Here is a 15556-nt window from a genome sequence, read left to right as displayed (position 1 = left end):
TAGGTTCCGGTTCGTGGTCGAGGTCGCTTTGTTCCCTACTGCAAGGAGTTCGAAACATGACCGACAATTCGTTTGATCGTCTGGCTAATGCCACTGTTTACGACAATTCCGGAGACAAGATCGGCAAGCTCGGGACGTTGTATGTCGACAACGACAGCGGCCAGCCCTCGTTCGCCACCGTTTCCACGGGCCTGTTCGGGATGTCGGAGAGCTTCGTACCGCTTCAGGGCGCGCAACTGGGCGACGACGACGTACGGGTGGCGTACACCAAAGACCAGGTCAAGGACGCTCCCCGTATCGATGCCGGTGGAGATCTTTCTCCCGCTGAAGAGGACCGGCTCTACAGCCACTACGGACTCACCGGCGGAGGGGCGGCCACCGGCCGTACCGACCGCGCCACGGTGTCTGATGATGACGTCGATGCCCGCGTGAAGGCTGGCACCACCGGGCAGTCGCGTGAGGGTGGCCATGAGGCCACCGACACCGTGACCGCGCACGAGGAGCGCCTCAACGTCGGCACGCGCACCGAAGAGACCGGCCGGGTGCGGCTGCGCAAGTACACGACCACGGAGACCGAGAACGTCGAGGTTCCCGTCTCCAAGGAAAAGCTCGTCGTCGAGCGCGAGGACGCCGGCGGCACGGTCCGCAAGGGTGGCCTCGACGAGGTCAGTGACGGTGAGCACGTCGAGGAGATCACTCTTCGTGAAGAGCGTCCGGTGGTGGAGAAGGAGACGGTCGAGCGCGAGCGCCTTCGTGTGGGCAAGGAGAAGGTCACCGACACCGAGACAGTGTCGGAGGAAGTCCGCACCGAGCACATCGACATCGACGGCGACACCGACCAGACCACGCGGCGCTAGCCCGACTCAGGCCCTGCGACAGGCGCCGCCCGGCACCCAGCCGGCGGCGCCTGTCAGGCCAATAACGACGTGCACGTCACCACCAAGCTCGCCGGGCAGGCGAGCCGACTCGCAAGAAGGGCACCGACGATGACATCGAACTCACAGGGCGCCGACTCAACCCCAGACGCCGCTCGCGAGCAGGCCTCCCAGATCACCGATCAGGCCAAGGGCGCCGCCGGGCAAATGGCGGGCACCGCCCGCCAGGAAGCGTCCCAGGTCACCAACGAGGCGCTTGATCATGCCAAGTCCCTGGCCTCCTCGGCACGCGATGAGGCCCTGTCCCAGGCGGCCACCCAGCAGCAGCGCTTGGCCGAGCAGGCCCGTGTGGCCACCGATGATCTCCAGCGCCTGGCCCGCGGCGAACAGCCGGAATCGGACCTGGTGGGTCAGGTCATCTCCACCGTGGCCGATCGCGCCCACCAGCTCACCTCCGCGTTGGAGACCAAGTCGCCCGAGGATCTGTTGACGGGCGTGCGCCGTTTCGCCGCCCGGCGCCCCGGCACCTTTCTGGCCGTGGCTGCTGGTGTCGGCCTGGTTGCCGGGCGCCTGACCCGGGGGCTGGCCGACAGTGACGATGCTCCCGCGGCCGCCACCTCACCGGATGTCCCGACCCCTGCGCATCCAATGCCGGCCCCGGCCGATCCCACGTTCGACTTTCCCGAGCGCGTGGACCCCGTCCCTGCCATCGATCCGCTCAGCACTCCGCTGTTCGGGCAGGGCCCCAGCGGCGCCGACACCATTGATCCGGGTGGCCGTTGATGACCGGGTCCTCGCCAGTTCCCGAACCCGAAGCCGAGCAGCGGGCCCGCAGCGAGTCGCTGGGGGAGATGTTCTCCAGCTTCGCCGACAACCTCTCCACCCTGGTCCGCAAAGAAATCGAGCTCGCCAAAGCCGAAGCCACCCAATCCGCTAAACAGGCCGGCGCCGGGGTGGGGATGCTCGCCGGGGCAGCACTTGGCGGGTTCTTCGTCCTGATGTTTCTCTCCCTCGCTCTGGCGTGGGCGCTGGGCAACGTCATGGACCTGGGGTGGGCCGCCCTGATCGTGGCCCTGTGTTGGGCCGTTATCGCTGCCGTGCTCGCGGTGCTGGGCAGGGCGCGAATGACCAAGGTCAAGGGGTTGCCCCAGACCCAACGGACCATGCAAGAGATTCCGCCCACCCTCAACCCCAGCAAGGAGACGCCATGAGTACCCCCGAGGAGATTCGGGCCGACATCGAGCGCACCCGCGCCGATCTGGGCCACGATGTGGACGCACTGGCCGAGAAAGTGGACCCCGCCAAGGCCGCCAGCCGTCAGACCGACAAGGTCAAAGACCGGTTCAGCAGCATCCGGGAGTCTGTGATGGGCGCCGTGGACCACACCGCGTCCTCGGGCCAGGACACCGCGGCCCAGGCGCGGGACCAGGCTTCGGCACTGGCCTCGGAGGCTGGGCACGCTGCCAAGCAAGCGCCCACCCAGATCAAGAACCGCACTCGCGGCAATCCGCTCGCCGCGGGCCTGATCGCCCTGGGCGCCGGCTGGCTTCTCGGGTCCCTGCTACCGGCCAGCGACGCTGAGAAGAACGCGGCCACCACCGTGAAAGACGGGGCCGAACCGCTGGTCGATGAGGTCAAGGGCGTGGCTCAGGACATGACCGAGAGCCTTAAACCGCAGGCCCAGGACGCAGCCGAATCACTCAAGGACACCGCTAGCGCAGCGGCGGAGACGGTCACCAGCGAAGGCAAGCACCACGCCTCCGAGCTCAAGCAGAACTCCCAGCAGGCCGCGCAGAACGTCAAGGACCACGCGCAGGACTCCTAAAGCTCGAACCAACCGACACACCGGAAAAAAGAGGCGCGGGAATCGAGGCTCGCCAGCAGCCAACTCGATCCCCGCGCCCGCCTATCCAGCCGACAAGGTTCAACCCTCAAAGGAGCTCTACCCATGACCTCTGCAGACGACCGAGAGGACGCCAGAGCCGGCCGCGACCGGACCCCGGACACCACCGGATCCCACCGGCGATCAGAAACAGCGGGCTTCGCCCTCGGACACGGCCCCACGCACGGCTCATCTGCGCCACTGGCCCCCGAGCAGCACGACGACACCGCGCGAGATTCTCTCATCGGCACTGATCGAGGCCACCGCACCGCCAACACGTCGTGGGGTGCGATCTTCGCCGGCACCGTGACGTTTCTGGCCATCCTGGTGGTCTTCGCCCTGGCCAGTGCCGCACTGGGCCTATCAGAGGCAAGCGGCATTGCCGTGAGCCTCTGGGGCGTAATGGCCCTGGTGTTGGCGCTCGCCGCCGCCGGGTACATCGCCGGCGCCCTGGCCGTGCGCAGCGGCCTGCTCCACGGGCTGGTGACCTGGGCCACCTCACTGGTAGCGATGTTGGTACTGGTCGGATGGCTGGGCACGAGCATCCTGGGCACCATCGGAGGAGCCCTCGGCAACCTCGCTCAGACCGCGGGCAGCGCAACCAGCATCTCCGCCGACCAGTTGGGCCAGGCGGCGCAGAACGCCGACATCGACCAGCAGGATGTCGACCAAGTACAGCAGCAAGCCGACCAGGCCGCCCAGGACGCACAAAACCAGTTCGAGCAGAACCGCGACGAGATAGCGACCGGGGCGTGGTGGGCCGTAGGCGGCCTACTGCTCGGCGCCCTCGTCACCGCACTGGGCGGCGCCGCCGGTGCCCGAAGCACCCACACCACCCGCGCAGACGACTACCGCAGCACCAGAGGCCGATAACACGCCACCCGTTAGTGACGAGCCAGGTGACCACCACAATCCAGTGGTGGTCACCTGGCTGCCGATATAACCTGAGTCTGGCCCCGCCCTGACAATGTCTAAAGGTTCGTCGGTTTCGCCCCGTGCCCGTTCAACATCCCGAACGTCAGGGGCTGACCCCGTAGGGCAAGCCAGATTAGATGTCACCTGCTCGTTCATCAGCCCAGTCAGTACAGGCAAACCCGTCTGAAGTTTGCCAACGCAAACCCGGTGCGAAGCGATCTCGCGAAGTGACTGCCGCCCCGCGTTTTCGAGGAGGCACCACACATGACGCCCACAACGCGAGTGAGTCGACTCCAACTGTGCTTTGCACGTCCCTGGCGGACCGCCGTGGCGGCGTTGCGAGGAGACGATACGGCCGATGCGACCGCTATCGAATGGGAGCTGCCAGATGGCGCGGAAGCTGGCGACACCTACATTCAGTTCGTCGACTCTCCCGCTCCAGCAGCTGTCGAACAGGGCGTCATCATCGACGCACTCGATGGCCCAACAATAGATTTCGCCAGTCACGACAGCTTTCCCACTGGCATCTCACTGTGGGCCATTGAACGCCGACTCGGACGGGCCCTTCCCTCACTTCCTACCACCATCGACGATCCCGCCCTCGCGCACCAGATCGCCGATGCCGTCAAGCAGGAAAAGATCCGCCCTACATCTTGGCGCCAGATTGGCAACCACTCCTGCCCGCCATCCTCATACCCGGCCGCCTGGCCACCCGAGCCGCACGGATGCACGTGCTGCCATCAACCGGGCCTGCCCCTGGAACCCCACGAGCACGAAGACGATCCAGACAACCTGGGGCTCCTTTTCGTCTGCCGGCAGTGCCACGATCGGCTTCACACTCCGCTCCCCCCAGACCCAGCAGATCTGATTTACGCAGACCGACCACTGTGCCCCTCGTGCTCGGCCAGACGCACCGACGAGGTCATTACCGGAATGCCACCCCGGCCCTCGCCTATCGGCTACCACATCGCCGGATGCACGATCCTTGGACTTCCAGACGACTTCACGTGCCAGGCGTGCGGCATGTTCTGGGCCGAAGACGACCGGTACTTTCCGCGAGCATCAGCGCCGGGACCCAATGTCCGAGTGCGAGCTCGGGTAGAGAACCAGCCAGGATCGCCCGATCGCGTCGACTCGGCACCGTACGAGCCCGGCAGGCTCGTCTTCGGACGTCTCGCCGAGAATGTCCCGCCTCCCGGCCTTGTGCCCGCCTGGGGTCCGCCACAGCACGTCGTGCTGATCGGCGACGACCACCGCATCTACAACGTAGACCCGGCCACTGTCCGCCACCTCGATCCCGACCCCGAGAAAGTGCCATTCATGAACCCACCCCGCGTCGTTACCCGGGCCGCAGACGAGCTGTTCTCCCGCCTGGAAAACCCAGCCGGTGACGTCACGTTGTGCGCTCCATTTCTGACCAGTGAGATCGCTGACCGGTTGGCTGACTTAGCGCGAAACTCCGAGGTGGACTGGTATCTGCTGACCCACCTGGATGCCCAGGCCGTCGCCAACGGCTACCAGTCAGTTGATGGGCTGCGCACGCTGCTCGAAGCCGGGGTGCACATGGTTAACTACCCAAAACTGCACGCCAAGGCCTACGTCATCGGTCACCACTTCGCACTGGTTGGCTCGGCGAATCTCACCGCCGCTGGCCTCGGAGTGAACATTGCCGCAAACGCTGAACTGTCGGTCATCGTGCCGGAGTCCGACGTCGACTCAGTCCAGCAAGTACTGGACCTGTGGTGGAGCCACGGAGAAGACATTGACGCCCCACGCCTAGACCGTCTTGACGAACTCGCACGACGCCTACCCCGGTTCAGTCCTACTGCCCCACCCACAACGACCACAGACACCGAGTCCGCTCTGTTGGAAGATGCTGAACGCGACGACGTCACGCTGTGGCTCAAAGCGCACTACGGCCCTGCCCGCCCCGATACATGGAGCCGGGAATCCTGGTTTTCAACCAGCGGCAGCACGGGCACCCCATCGTTCAAACCTGGCGACCTTGTAGCGATCTACTCGCAAGACGACCACAGTTGCTACTGCATCGTGGAAGTCACCGACGAGCCGCGCTACAGCCCAGACTTCGTCGCAAAATTCGAAGGCGCCGATAACGGAGACCGGTGGCCGTGGGTGAACACCACCGCACCCCGTCTCATCCCGACCAACCAGACCGGCATCTCGCTACACGATCTCGGCATCAAAGCCCAAGGGCTCCAAGGTGGCCGACGCCGACTAACAATTGACGAGTTCACGAACATCATCAGCGCGCTCAACGTGTCCCTCGGCGCCCGCACGGAGCCAGACGGGGACGACAGATCCGACCGGGTCACCGTTGATTCGAGTCGACGCGACCACGCAGACGAATTCGAAAAGACGGCGCACCATGAACCACTGCCGTTCAAACCGGAACCGGACCACATCGCACTGCACTCGGACAACCCCCGCAGCAGCGACTACCTCCACCGGCAGACAGAAGCAACCCGAAACGAACCATAAGATGCCGGAACGGACGACATTGCATGGACTCCGGACATCAGAACCCGGCCGCATTCCCGAGCCACTGTGTGCCCCGCCAGAATAGTCGCGGTAGGGCTATCAGGGCCATCCGACACCCTGGTGATCTGCGCCCGGGCGGACGGGAACCCGACGGCGGACCCACCGCAGTGACCCCCTCGTCACCAGGCCTGACTTCCACAAGTTTTAGTGTCACCCTGCGTTGATCGCGTCGATGACGGCTCGCGCGGCGTCCGGGATTGTGGGTTCGACGAGCATTTCGTGGTCGCCAATGGCGACGGTGACCGTGCGCAGGGGCCGCAGGGTGGTGACGATCTTCTTGATCGACATGCCGGTGAGGTCCTGCAGGTGCCGCGCCACGGCCAGGGCGGCAAACACGACGGTGAGGTGAGCTTCGATCGCGTCGCGGGTGCGGTGGAAGATCGGCCGGGCCCTCAGGTCGGCCTTGGCCATGCGGAAGGACTGTTCGACTTTCCAGAGGTCGTGATAGGCCGCCACGACGGCATGGCCGTCCATCGCGGCCGGGGCGATGTTGGTGACATACCCCTTGTAACCTGCAGATTCGCGGGCCCGCTGGATCGAGGTCTCGTCCAGGATTACCTTCTGGTCGGTGATTTTGACGAACCGCTGCTTCTTGAGTGGTTCTGCCCGGTCGGCGACGCGTTGGGCGCGGTCGATCTGCGCGTTTAGCGTCCGCCGGTCTCGTTTGGCCCGCTCCCATTTGTAGTGCCACACCACCCGCCGGTCTCGCCGGTCCCGGCCCTGTCCCATTGGGCGGATCAGCTCCACGACGCCGTCGTCGGCGATTGCGTTGCCGCGGCGGCCGAAGTGGTCCTCGAGCTCTTTGGGCGCCTTGGAGGTGCGGGAGCCGACTATGAACGACAGGCCCGCATCTTCCAGCGCATTGAGGTTGGCCGCCGACAGCATGCCGGCATCGGCTACCACGACCATGTCGCTGATCTGGTGGCGCTTTTGGAAGGCCGTGATGACCGGGATTAGCGTCTTGGTCTCTGCCTTGTTGCCCTCGAAGACGTGCACGTCCAGCGGGAACCCGTCCCGGGCCACCAGCAGGCCGACGGTGATCTGCGGGTCGCCCTTGCGCTCTTTACTCATCCCGACTTTGCGCAGGTCATCTTCTTTTTCTGCCTCGAAGTACAAGGTGGTCAAGTCGTAGAGCACCAACGCGACACCGGGGCCTCCGGCGCGGTTGACGTGGGCCCAGCAGGCGGTGGCGATCAGCGCGCGGTAGTCCCGGCCGACCACTCGCTGTAGACAGTTGTAGAGCGTGTTGACATGCGGTGGTTTCGTCCCCAACTCGGCCAGGACCCGAACCGAGTCCAACTTGCTGGTCGGCTCCACCGCACGGCACAGCACCAGGTCGCGGAACACCGTATCGCCCACCACGTCAAAGCCCAGCCTGGAGTACGTACCGGTCAATCCTTGCCACAGGATCCGCGCCGTGGACTGCTGGATCCGCGCGGCTGTCGCTGCCGGCACGTCGATCACCGCGCCGTCGCGCTCGCCCAATTCCAGGTCTAACGCCTGCTGATCGCCCTGGATGCGCTGCTTGGCGACCTCGATCAACGCCGCCAACTCGCCGGGGGTGTGAGCCGAACCGAGGTGCTCGCGCACCACCAGCCGGCCGCTTACCCACTCGACCAACTGCACGCCGTGGCCCCCGACCCCGTCGGCACCTTCCGAAATTTCAGCCCCACACGTCCAAGCTACCGGGCCGTTTAGTGTCACAAACGCCAGCCCCGAACTCGCCCTACCAGCGAAAACCGCAATCCCGATCCCTAGAACAGCGTCAACTTGTGGAAGTCAGGCCAGGGCCGGGATCTGCCCCGTATCGCACGCGTCGGGCCGATCGGTTACCCCTCGAGGTCAGGATGAGCCGGCGCGCTGGCCGGCCTTGAACCAGACAGAGAAGTCCTCTGCGGCTTGCCGGACCACGTCGTAGTCGACCCCACTGGTGAGATCCGTGAAGCTATCTCTGAGCCCCTCGATCCCGGTTGGCCGCGTGTCCTTGGGGATGGCGAACCCCATCTTCCAGTCTGCGAAACTGCGCTCAGCCACCCGTTCGACCACAAGCACCCGCACGCGGCTATGCCTGTCATCGCACGAGATGCGGTCCATGAGTGAATCCACTTCCAAAGCGGGGCCCTCGAGGAACTGAATAAAAACATTGCCCCTATACAGGAGCAGTCCGGTTATCCGGGCGTCCAGATTCCGTCTCCTGGAGGTGAACAGAATCGATTCGAGATCTTCGGGAAGCATCTTTCGCGTAGCCACACTGGTGTACACCAGATACTTCAGCTCGCCCGACTGAGACGTGCTGGCGGCGTCATTGTTCACAGTCATTGTCGACCCCGATCTCCCGCAGTGGCGAAGAACAGTGCATCGAGGCACGCCATCGATTCCTCCAAAGTGCTGGCCTCGCCCCGCAGTGTCGACATACTGTCGAACGATCTGAACGCACCATCGGGGCCCCTGTCGATGTAACCAACGAAATTCCCCCGATAGTTGCCAACGTAGAACTCCTCTTCCACCTGCGACCAGCGGACCGCCCGAGGGCCCTCGTCGACCACCTGACTCCTCGCCACCTTCTCGTTCGTTGCGTGCACGCGGCGACCACGGGCCCGCACACCGGCATTGCGCAAGTAACCCCGCCCTGGATGCTCGCCACAGTTGATCGCGCGGCCACAGCGCCTGAACCGCGCACTGGCGACGATCACGGCGCAGCAGTCAAGCGCGACCTGACTGTGCCAAAAGAAATCCGCCAGTGCCACCGCAAACGAACCCAAAAGGACAGAAAACTAGGACGAATTACGGCTGGCCCAAGACGAGCTGGACCAGCATGCATTCGCCCGGAGGCGATACGCAAGCACGGACGAGCCCCCGACAACTTCCGCCACCGCCTTCCTGAGGCCCCGCCGATAACCGAGGCACCAGGGCGAAGTGATGCCACTCATGATGACGGGCATGACTTCTCCACCGTAGGCATACTTGATAGAGCAGCAAACAAAAGGGGGTAACCATGGCTCAGCATTTCCAGGTGCACTACATCGACGACCTCGACGGGACCGACCTCGGCGAGACGTCGAACACCATCTCCTTTGCCTTTGATGGCAAGGAATACTCCATCGACCTGAGCGACGATAATGCCGAGGCGTTTCGCCAGGCCGTAGCGCCGTACATTAGGGCCAGCCATCGGGTAACCGGAAACAGGACCAGAACCGCCCGCAAAACCACGGCCACGTCCGGGAACACCAGAGCGATTCGAGACTGGGCCCGCGCCAATGGTTACGACGTTTCAGACCGCGGACGCATCCCCGCCAACGTGATGCAGGCCTACGCAGCGGCAAACTAGCTCGACAGCAGGGTGAGTATTCGCTGTTCTGAGGGCCAGTCGTATTGGCTTTGGGAGCCGGCGGCGGCTTGATGCGGACGACTCCGTCGGAGCCACCGTTATTCGCGTTCGGAGCCACCTTCTTAGGCTCCTTCCGCTGGGTGTAACGGGCACCTGGCGGAAGGAGCAGTTCCCAATGGTAAGGAAGATCAAGGCGAAACTCGTCTTGCAGCTACGGGCCGAAGGCCTGTCGGGGCGGGCGATCGCGGCCTCGCAGCAGATCTCGCGCAACAGCGTCGCGGCGGTGCTGGAAGCCGCAGATGCCGCCGAGCTCAGCTGGGACGACGTCGCTGACCTACCGGACGGCGAGGTGTACTCGCTGTTGTTCCCAGGGCGGGGCGAGCACGAGAGCGTTTTCGCCGAACCCGACTGGGCCGAGGTGCATCGGGAGATGGCCCGGGTCGGGGTGACGATGAAGCTTCTCCACGGCGAGTACACCGACCGCTGCGCCAGCTCGGGCTCCCCGGCGATGGGCTACGACCGGTTCTGCAAGCAGTACCAACAGCACGTGCAGGTCGCCGGGCTGGCCTCCCGGGTCGGGCACAAGGCTGGGCAGACCGTCGAAGTGGACTGGTCCGGCCCCACGATGCAGCTGACCGACCCCGTCACCGGGGAAGCGAGACGGGTGTACCTGTTCGTTGGGTGCCTGCCGTTCTCCCGCTACGCCTTCGTCGAACCCACCCTGGACATGAAGCAGGACACCTGGCTACGGGCCCACGTGGCGATGTTCGAGTTCCTCGGCGGCTCAGTCCCGCGGATCGTCCCGGATAATCTGAAGACCGGCGTGATCACCCATCCCCGCGAGGGCGAGATCGTCCTCAATGACGCCTACCGGGAGATGGCCGCCCATTATTCGGCCGCGGTCCTGCCGGGCCGGGTGCGCAAGCCCAAGGACAAGCCGAGCGTGGAGAACACCGTCGCGCACGTGGCCACCTGGATCATCGCCGCCCTGCGGACGCGGACGTTCGCCACGCTGGCGGAGTTGAAGTCCGCGATCTCCGGTCAGCTGGAGGCGTACAACGCCGAGCCGTTCCAGAAGCGGGCCGGCTCGCGGGCCAGCGTGTTCGCCTCGGAGGAAAAGGACCTGCTGCGACCACTTCCGGCCACCGGGTACGAGATCAGTCGCTGGGTCTACGGCCGAAAGGTCGGGCGCAACGGCCACGTGTCGTTCGCCCGCAACTACTACTCGGTGCCGTACCCGCACGTGGGCGCCAAGGTCGACCTGCGCATCACCGATTCGATGCTGGAGGTGCACCGCGGCCACCAGCGCCTTTCGAGCCACGTGCTGCTGCCCGAGACGGTAGTCAACGCCTACCGCACCCACGATGCGGACTTGCCGGCCGGGCCGAAGTACCGGCAGTGGGACCAGAGCAGGGTCCGCGAATGGGCCGAGCGAGTCGGACCCTCGGCGCTGGTGGTCGTGGATCGGATCTTCGAGTCGGTGCCCGTCGCCGAGCAGGGCATCAACCCGGCGCTGGCTGTCCTGCGGTTGACCCGCCGCTACTCCGCGGAGCGGGTCGAGGCCGCGTGCCAGATCGCGTTGGCCGGGCCGATCCGCTCTCCGCGGTACGCCCACCTGCGCCCGATCCTGGAAACCGGGCAGGACAAACCCAGCCCACCGGCCGGGGATCCGCCCGCGGAGGCCGGCGGCTACGTGCGCGGCGCCGACTACTACGCCACCGGAGGTGCCCGATGACCCGGCTCGACCCTGAGACTCGGCGCAAGCTGCGCGAGATGGGCGCCACCGCCCTGCTGGAGTCGTTCGAGGCCCGCGATGAGACCCTCATGCTCGGCCTGGGGTTCGCCGACCAGGTCAAGATCGTCGTGGACGAGGCCCACTCGGCGTTCACCCACGCCAAGGTCGAGGGCCTGATCCGGCGAGCCGGCCTGCGCTACCCGAACGCCGACCTGCGGCGGTTGGACATGCTCCACGAGCGGGGCCTGGACCAGGGCGTGATCGCCCAACTGGGCACATGCTCGTTCATCGACCGGCATCAGAACGTCGTCTTCCAGGGCTTCACCGGCTCCGGCAAGTCCTACCTCGGATGCGCCCTGGCCAAACAGGCCTGCACCCATCGGATCCGGGCTCACTACATCCGGATGCCCGACCTGGCTGAGGCGTGGGCCCTGGCCCGGGACAAGCCGAACGGCACCTCAACGTTCCTGAAGAAGTACGCCGCTTTTACGCTGCTCGTACTCGACGAATGGCTACTCGACCCGCCCGATGAAGGGATGCGCAGCATGCTGCTCGAGCTCCTCGAGCGCCGCTACGGACACGCCTCTACCGTGTTCTGCACCCAGTACGCCCAGAAGGACTGGCACCAACGGCTCGGCTCCGGAGTCCACGCCGACGCCATCATGGACCGCATCGTCCACAACACCCTCTGGGTCGAGACCGGCACCTTCAACATGCGAGAACACACCGCCGTGAACTAACCGGAACAAGCGGCCCGAGAGAGCCGGTGGCTCCCACCCCATCGGCCACCGGCTCTCAAAGCCAATAACGGTGGCTCCGAACCTCAATATCCAGTGGCTCCCAAACCCTCAAATACTCAAGGGCTCCAACCACGCGAGAACCAGCCCCGCCGCCACAGGCGCATGTCCGGCCATGGGTGGTTGACCCGTGCGGAAAACGCTCTGACCAGCCGTGAAGTGAACGCCGATAACTTATCTTATGTAAAGTGAAAGCTGCTGAGTTGTAGATCCTGCGAACTCGACACCTCCACCGAATCGCCCCTCGCCCACATTGCCCAACAGCCCACGTGACCTGCACACCCTCAGGTGCCAGGCTGTCGCTTGAGCCCTTGGTGCGCCTTGGCCGCTGGGCCATAGCGAAGCGTCGGGCAACCCTGCCACCAGCGACCTCTTGCCGAGTTTCGCATTAAGTGCGATAATTTCGCACATATCGCGAACCATTATTGGACGGTGCGAGATGTCGAAGCAGGATCTGCCTCCGGGATCGGCGCGGCTGCAGCTGGCCGACGGTATCGCTGTCCTGCGGCCGGAAACCGCAGTGTTCGAGGCGATGGTCACCGGATGGTCCCACCAACAAATGGCACGGAACCTCTCTGCCGGCACGATCTCGGCGCAGGTAGCAACGATCCGGCGGTTCCAGGACTTCTGTGAGGTCGAGGGACCGTGGGCCTGGACGCCCGCGATGGCCGATGACTGGATCACCGAACTGCGCGGGATCCACGGCCTCGCACACAGCACGATCCTGAGTTACCAGGGTGCGCTGCGGCACTTCATGGACTACCTGCTCGACCCGGCCTACGAGTGGGCCCAGCAATGCCAGGACCGGTTCGCCACCCATCCCGTACAGATCATCACCGAGGCCAACTCGGCCCGCCACGCACACGAGAGCCCCGGCGACCCGCGCAAACGCGCGTACAGCACCGACGAGCTGCAGGACCTGTGCGATACCGCAGACGCGCAGGTCACCCACCGCTTTCAGGTCGGCGCGAAAGGGGCGATGGTGGCGCTGCGCACCGCGACGATCACCAAGGTCGCCTACGCCTGGGGCCTACGGCGCAACGAAGTGCGCATGCTGGACCTGACCGACTTCGGACCAAACCCGCGTGCACGGCAGTTCGGCCGCTTCGGGGTCTGCTACGTCCGCTACGGCAAGCCCAGCAAAGGATCCCCCACCAAACGGCGCGGCGTCCTGACCGTCCCGGAGACCGCATGGGTGATCGACTGCCTCGAGCAGTGGATCGACCAGGGACGCCCAGGCTTTGACCAGGCCACCGGGACAGCATTGTTTCCGACCGAGCGATCCGATCGGATCTCGAACGGGGCACTGTCCCACAGCTTCTCAGAACTCTGTGACACAGCCGGCCTGACCGACCCCGGACTGGACTTTCACTCCCTGCGCCGCAGCTACGTCACGCTGCTGGTCGAGTGCGGCTACGACACCCGCTTCATCCAAGAGCAGGTCGGACACGAGTACGCCTCGACCACCTCGCTCTACACCTTCGTCTCCCCCGACTACCGCAGCCGCGTCGTGGCCGCCGCGCTCCGCGCCGCAGCCGGCCACCTGCCCGAAAGGACCAACAGGACATGAAGCACCGGATCGCCTACCAGTGGCGACTACGCCAAATCATGACCGACCGAGACATGCACAACCTGTCCGACCTGATCACCCCGCTGCACGAGGTCGGCATCGAACTCTCCGCCTCCCAGCTCTACCGACTCCTCGGACGCACCCCGGACCGGCTGCCCCTGACCCTGCTCGGCGCCCTGTGCCACGTCCTGGACTGCACCGTCGAGGACCTCTGCGGCTTCCGCGTCGACACCGCCCCCTCACGACGCACCGCCACGGCCACGGACGTCTCCCCCGCAGCTGATGGTCCGCTGCGGCCGAAGCGGGCTCATATTCACCGACCCGGCCCACCGGACTAGACAATCCGCGGCGGCGAGCACATGGCTGACACATCGAAGTACCACTGCACACGGTGCCACGACGAGCGGCAGCATCGCGGCGTGCGCTGGCCCGAGGGCTTCGTCTGCCGCCGCTGCTACCAACAGGCCACCCGCCGACGCGGGACCTGCCCCAGCTGCCAGCGCCCAGACCGGCTCCTACCCGGCCTGGACGACACCCAGGCCATCTGCACCGACTGCGCCGGAATCGACGACCCCCGGCTGACCTGCACCCGCTGCGGCGACCAAGACGAACCCCACCGCCGAGGACTCTGCGCCCGATGCTGCCTCACCGACGACCTGACCGCCCTGCTCACCACCGCCGACACCGGCCACATTTCCACCGAGCTGCAGCCCCTACTCGATGCGCTGACCAGCCAAGACCACCCGCGAAGTGCACTCATCTGGCTACGCAACCCCGACGTTCGCCAGCTCCTGGACGGGTTCGCGCAACACCGCTTGACCATCAGTCACGACACCTTCGCCCACTACCCCGCCGAACGCACCGCACGCCATCTCCGGGACCTGTTCATCAGCTGCGGAATCCTCGCACCCTACGACCGCAACCTCGACCGCTTCACCAGCTGGCTCAAAAAGAAGCTCGCCTCCACACCAATTCACCAATCGCAGCAGGTCATCACCGGATTCGCCACCTGGCATCACCTGCGCAAACTCCGCGCCCGCTCCCAGCGCCAACCCCTGGAGAACGGGCCGATCGCCAACGCCAAGCAGGAGATCACCGCCGCGATCGACTTCACCAACTGGCTCTACACCCGTAACACGCCACTGGCGCAAGCGACACAATCCGACATCGACGCCTGGCTCGCCACCGGGCCGACCACCCGCAGCATCGCCAGAATGTTCGTCAGATGGTGCATCACGCATCAACACATAACCGCCCACCTGGAGTTCCCCTACCGACGTGCTCGAACCCACCCCATGACCAGCGACGATGAGCGCTACGCCCGATTGACGACGATCCTGGGACACCGTGACACCCCGGTGTGGGTTAAAGCCGCCACCGTCCTGCTGCTGATCTGCGCGCAACCAGTTTCGCGCATCGCCGCCATCAAACTGGACGCACTGCGGACCGACGACAGCGGCAGCCTGTGGATCCGATTCGCCGACGCCGAGGTAGAACTCCCACCTCCTCTCGCCGACCCCGTGACTGAGCTCATCGCACAGCGGCCCAACATGAACACCGCCGCCAACCAGACATCCCAATGGCTATTTCCCGGAGTCACTGCAGGCCATCACATCAACCCGCAGACCCTGATGGGAAAGCTCCGCGCCAACGGAATCGACCTCCAAGGCGCACGCAACAGCGCGATGCGCGAACTGGTCCGCGCCATTCCTCCAGCGATCGCGGCAACCCAATTCGGATACAGAGCTCAGACAACCGAGCGACACGCATTCATCAGCGGTACCAACTGGAGCGCCTACCCCGAACTCCGCCAGGAACCCGACACCACAGAACCCGGCACCTGACCAGTAACGCTTGTCGTAACCGTTAACTGTCCCTTGACGACACTCGTGACA

14 protein-coding genes are annotated in these 15556 nt (G+C 65.1%); 12 read left to right on the top strand and 2 right to left on the bottom strand.

Annotation, left to right across the window (positions count from 1 at the left end; translation table 11 throughout):
• Positions 1-56: 56 nt before the first annotated feature.
• The 6 genes from VYL96_RS00580 to VYL96_RS00555 all read left to right on the top strand — a co-directional run bounded on the left by VYL96_RS00580 (position 57) and on the right by VYL96_RS00555 (position 6171).
• On the top strand, positions 57-857 hold the full coding sequence (locus VYL96_RS00580; protein WP_109149172.1) for a PRC and DUF2382 domain-containing protein: 801 nt from the start codon (positions 57-59) through the stop codon (positions 855-857).
• A 69-nt stretch (positions 858-926) separates the two neighbouring features.
• On the top strand, positions 927-1658 hold the full coding sequence (locus tag VYL96_RS00575) for an ATP synthase subunit B family protein (RefSeq protein WP_131886539.1): 732 nt from the start codon (positions 927-929) through the stop codon (positions 1656-1658).
• Positions 1658-2086 carry a phage holin family protein gene (locus VYL96_RS00570; RefSeq protein ID WP_063935704.1) on the top strand — a complete coding sequence of 143 codons (429 nt, stop codon included), beginning with the start codon at positions 1658-1660 and terminating at the stop codon, positions 2084-2086. Before VYL96_RS00575 ends, VYL96_RS00570 begins: the two co-directional genes overlap by 1 nt.
• Positions 2083-2700 carry a DUF3618 domain-containing protein gene (locus VYL96_RS00565; RefSeq protein ID WP_131886538.1) on the top strand — a complete coding sequence of 206 codons (618 nt, stop codon included), beginning with the start codon at positions 2083-2085 and terminating at the stop codon, positions 2698-2700. Before VYL96_RS00570 ends, VYL96_RS00565 begins: the two co-directional genes overlap by 4 nt.
• A 123-nt stretch (positions 2701-2823) precedes the next feature.
• Positions 2824-3630 carry a hypothetical protein gene (locus tag VYL96_RS00560; protein ID WP_131886537.1) on the top strand — a complete coding sequence of 269 codons (807 nt, stop codon included), beginning with the start codon at positions 2824-2826 and terminating at the stop codon, positions 3628-3630.
• A gap of 1275 nt (positions 3631-4905) precedes the next feature.
• Positions 4906-6171, top strand: a complete 1266-nt coding sequence (locus tag VYL96_RS00555) for a phospholipase D-like domain-containing protein (RefSeq protein ID WP_165928538.1) — start codon at positions 4906-4908, stop codon at positions 6169-6171.
• Positions 6172-6381: 210 nt separating this feature from the next.
• On the opposite strand, the gene VYL96_RS00550 is transcribed toward VYL96_RS00555, so the two are convergent.
• Positions 6382-7893 (bottom strand): IS1634 family transposase, encoded by a 1512-nt coding sequence (locus VYL96_RS00550; RefSeq protein WP_424955104.1) that lies wholly within the window; start codon positions 7891-7893, stop codon positions 6382-6384.
• 180 nt (positions 7894-8073) lie between these two features.
• Positions 8074-8550 carry a BLUF domain-containing protein gene (locus VYL96_RS00545; RefSeq protein WP_131886534.1) on the bottom strand — a complete coding sequence of 159 codons (477 nt, stop codon included), beginning with the start codon at positions 8548-8550 and terminating at the stop codon, positions 8074-8076.
• A gap of 676 nt (positions 8551-9226) precedes the next feature.
• Between VYL96_RS00545 and VYL96_RS00540 the strand changes: the two genes are divergently transcribed.
• The 6 genes from VYL96_RS00540 to VYL96_RS00515 all read left to right on the top strand — a co-directional run bounded on the left by VYL96_RS00540 (position 9227) and on the right by VYL96_RS00515 (position 15505).
• Positions 9227-9559: a histone-like nucleoid-structuring protein Lsr2 gene (locus tag VYL96_RS00540; RefSeq protein WP_131886533.1), complete on the top strand. Its 333-nt coding sequence runs from the start codon at positions 9227-9229 to the stop codon at positions 9557-9559.
• A 175-nt stretch (positions 9560-9734) separates the two neighbouring features.
• Positions 9735-11294, top strand: a complete 1560-nt coding sequence (istA, locus tag VYL96_RS00535) for an IS21 family transposase (RefSeq protein ID WP_131886532.1) — start codon at positions 9735-9737, stop codon at positions 11292-11294.
• Positions 11291-12034: an ATP-binding protein gene (locus VYL96_RS00530; protein WP_131886531.1), complete on the top strand. Its 744-nt coding sequence runs from the start codon at positions 11291-11293 to the stop codon at positions 12032-12034. Before istA ends, VYL96_RS00530 begins: the two co-directional genes overlap by 4 nt.
• Positions 12035-12530: 496 nt before the next feature.
• A complete protein-coding gene (locus VYL96_RS00525; protein WP_227022476.1) occupies positions 12531-13661 on the top strand; it encodes a tyrosine-type recombinase/integrase in 1131 nt (376 codons plus the stop codon).
• Positions 13658-13999, top strand: a complete 342-nt coding sequence (locus VYL96_RS00520) for a helix-turn-helix domain-containing protein (RefSeq protein ID WP_131886530.1) — start codon at positions 13658-13660, stop codon at positions 13997-13999. Before VYL96_RS00525 ends, VYL96_RS00520 begins: the two co-directional genes overlap by 4 nt.
• Before the next feature lie 21 nt (positions 14000-14020).
• On the top strand, positions 14021-15505 hold the full coding sequence (locus VYL96_RS00515) for a site-specific integrase (RefSeq protein ID WP_182638211.1): 1485 nt from the start codon (positions 14021-14023) through the stop codon (positions 15503-15505).
• The last annotated feature ends 51 nt before the right edge of the window (positions 15506-15556 follow it).

Source organism: Dietzia maris, assembly GCF_036287335.1.
Classification (GTDB): domain Bacteria; phylum Actinomycetota; class Actinomycetes; order Mycobacteriales; family Mycobacteriaceae; genus Dietzia; species Dietzia cinnamea.
The sequence above is the reverse complement of the archived record's forward strand: the minus strand, read 5'-3'. Positions and strand labels throughout refer to the sequence as shown.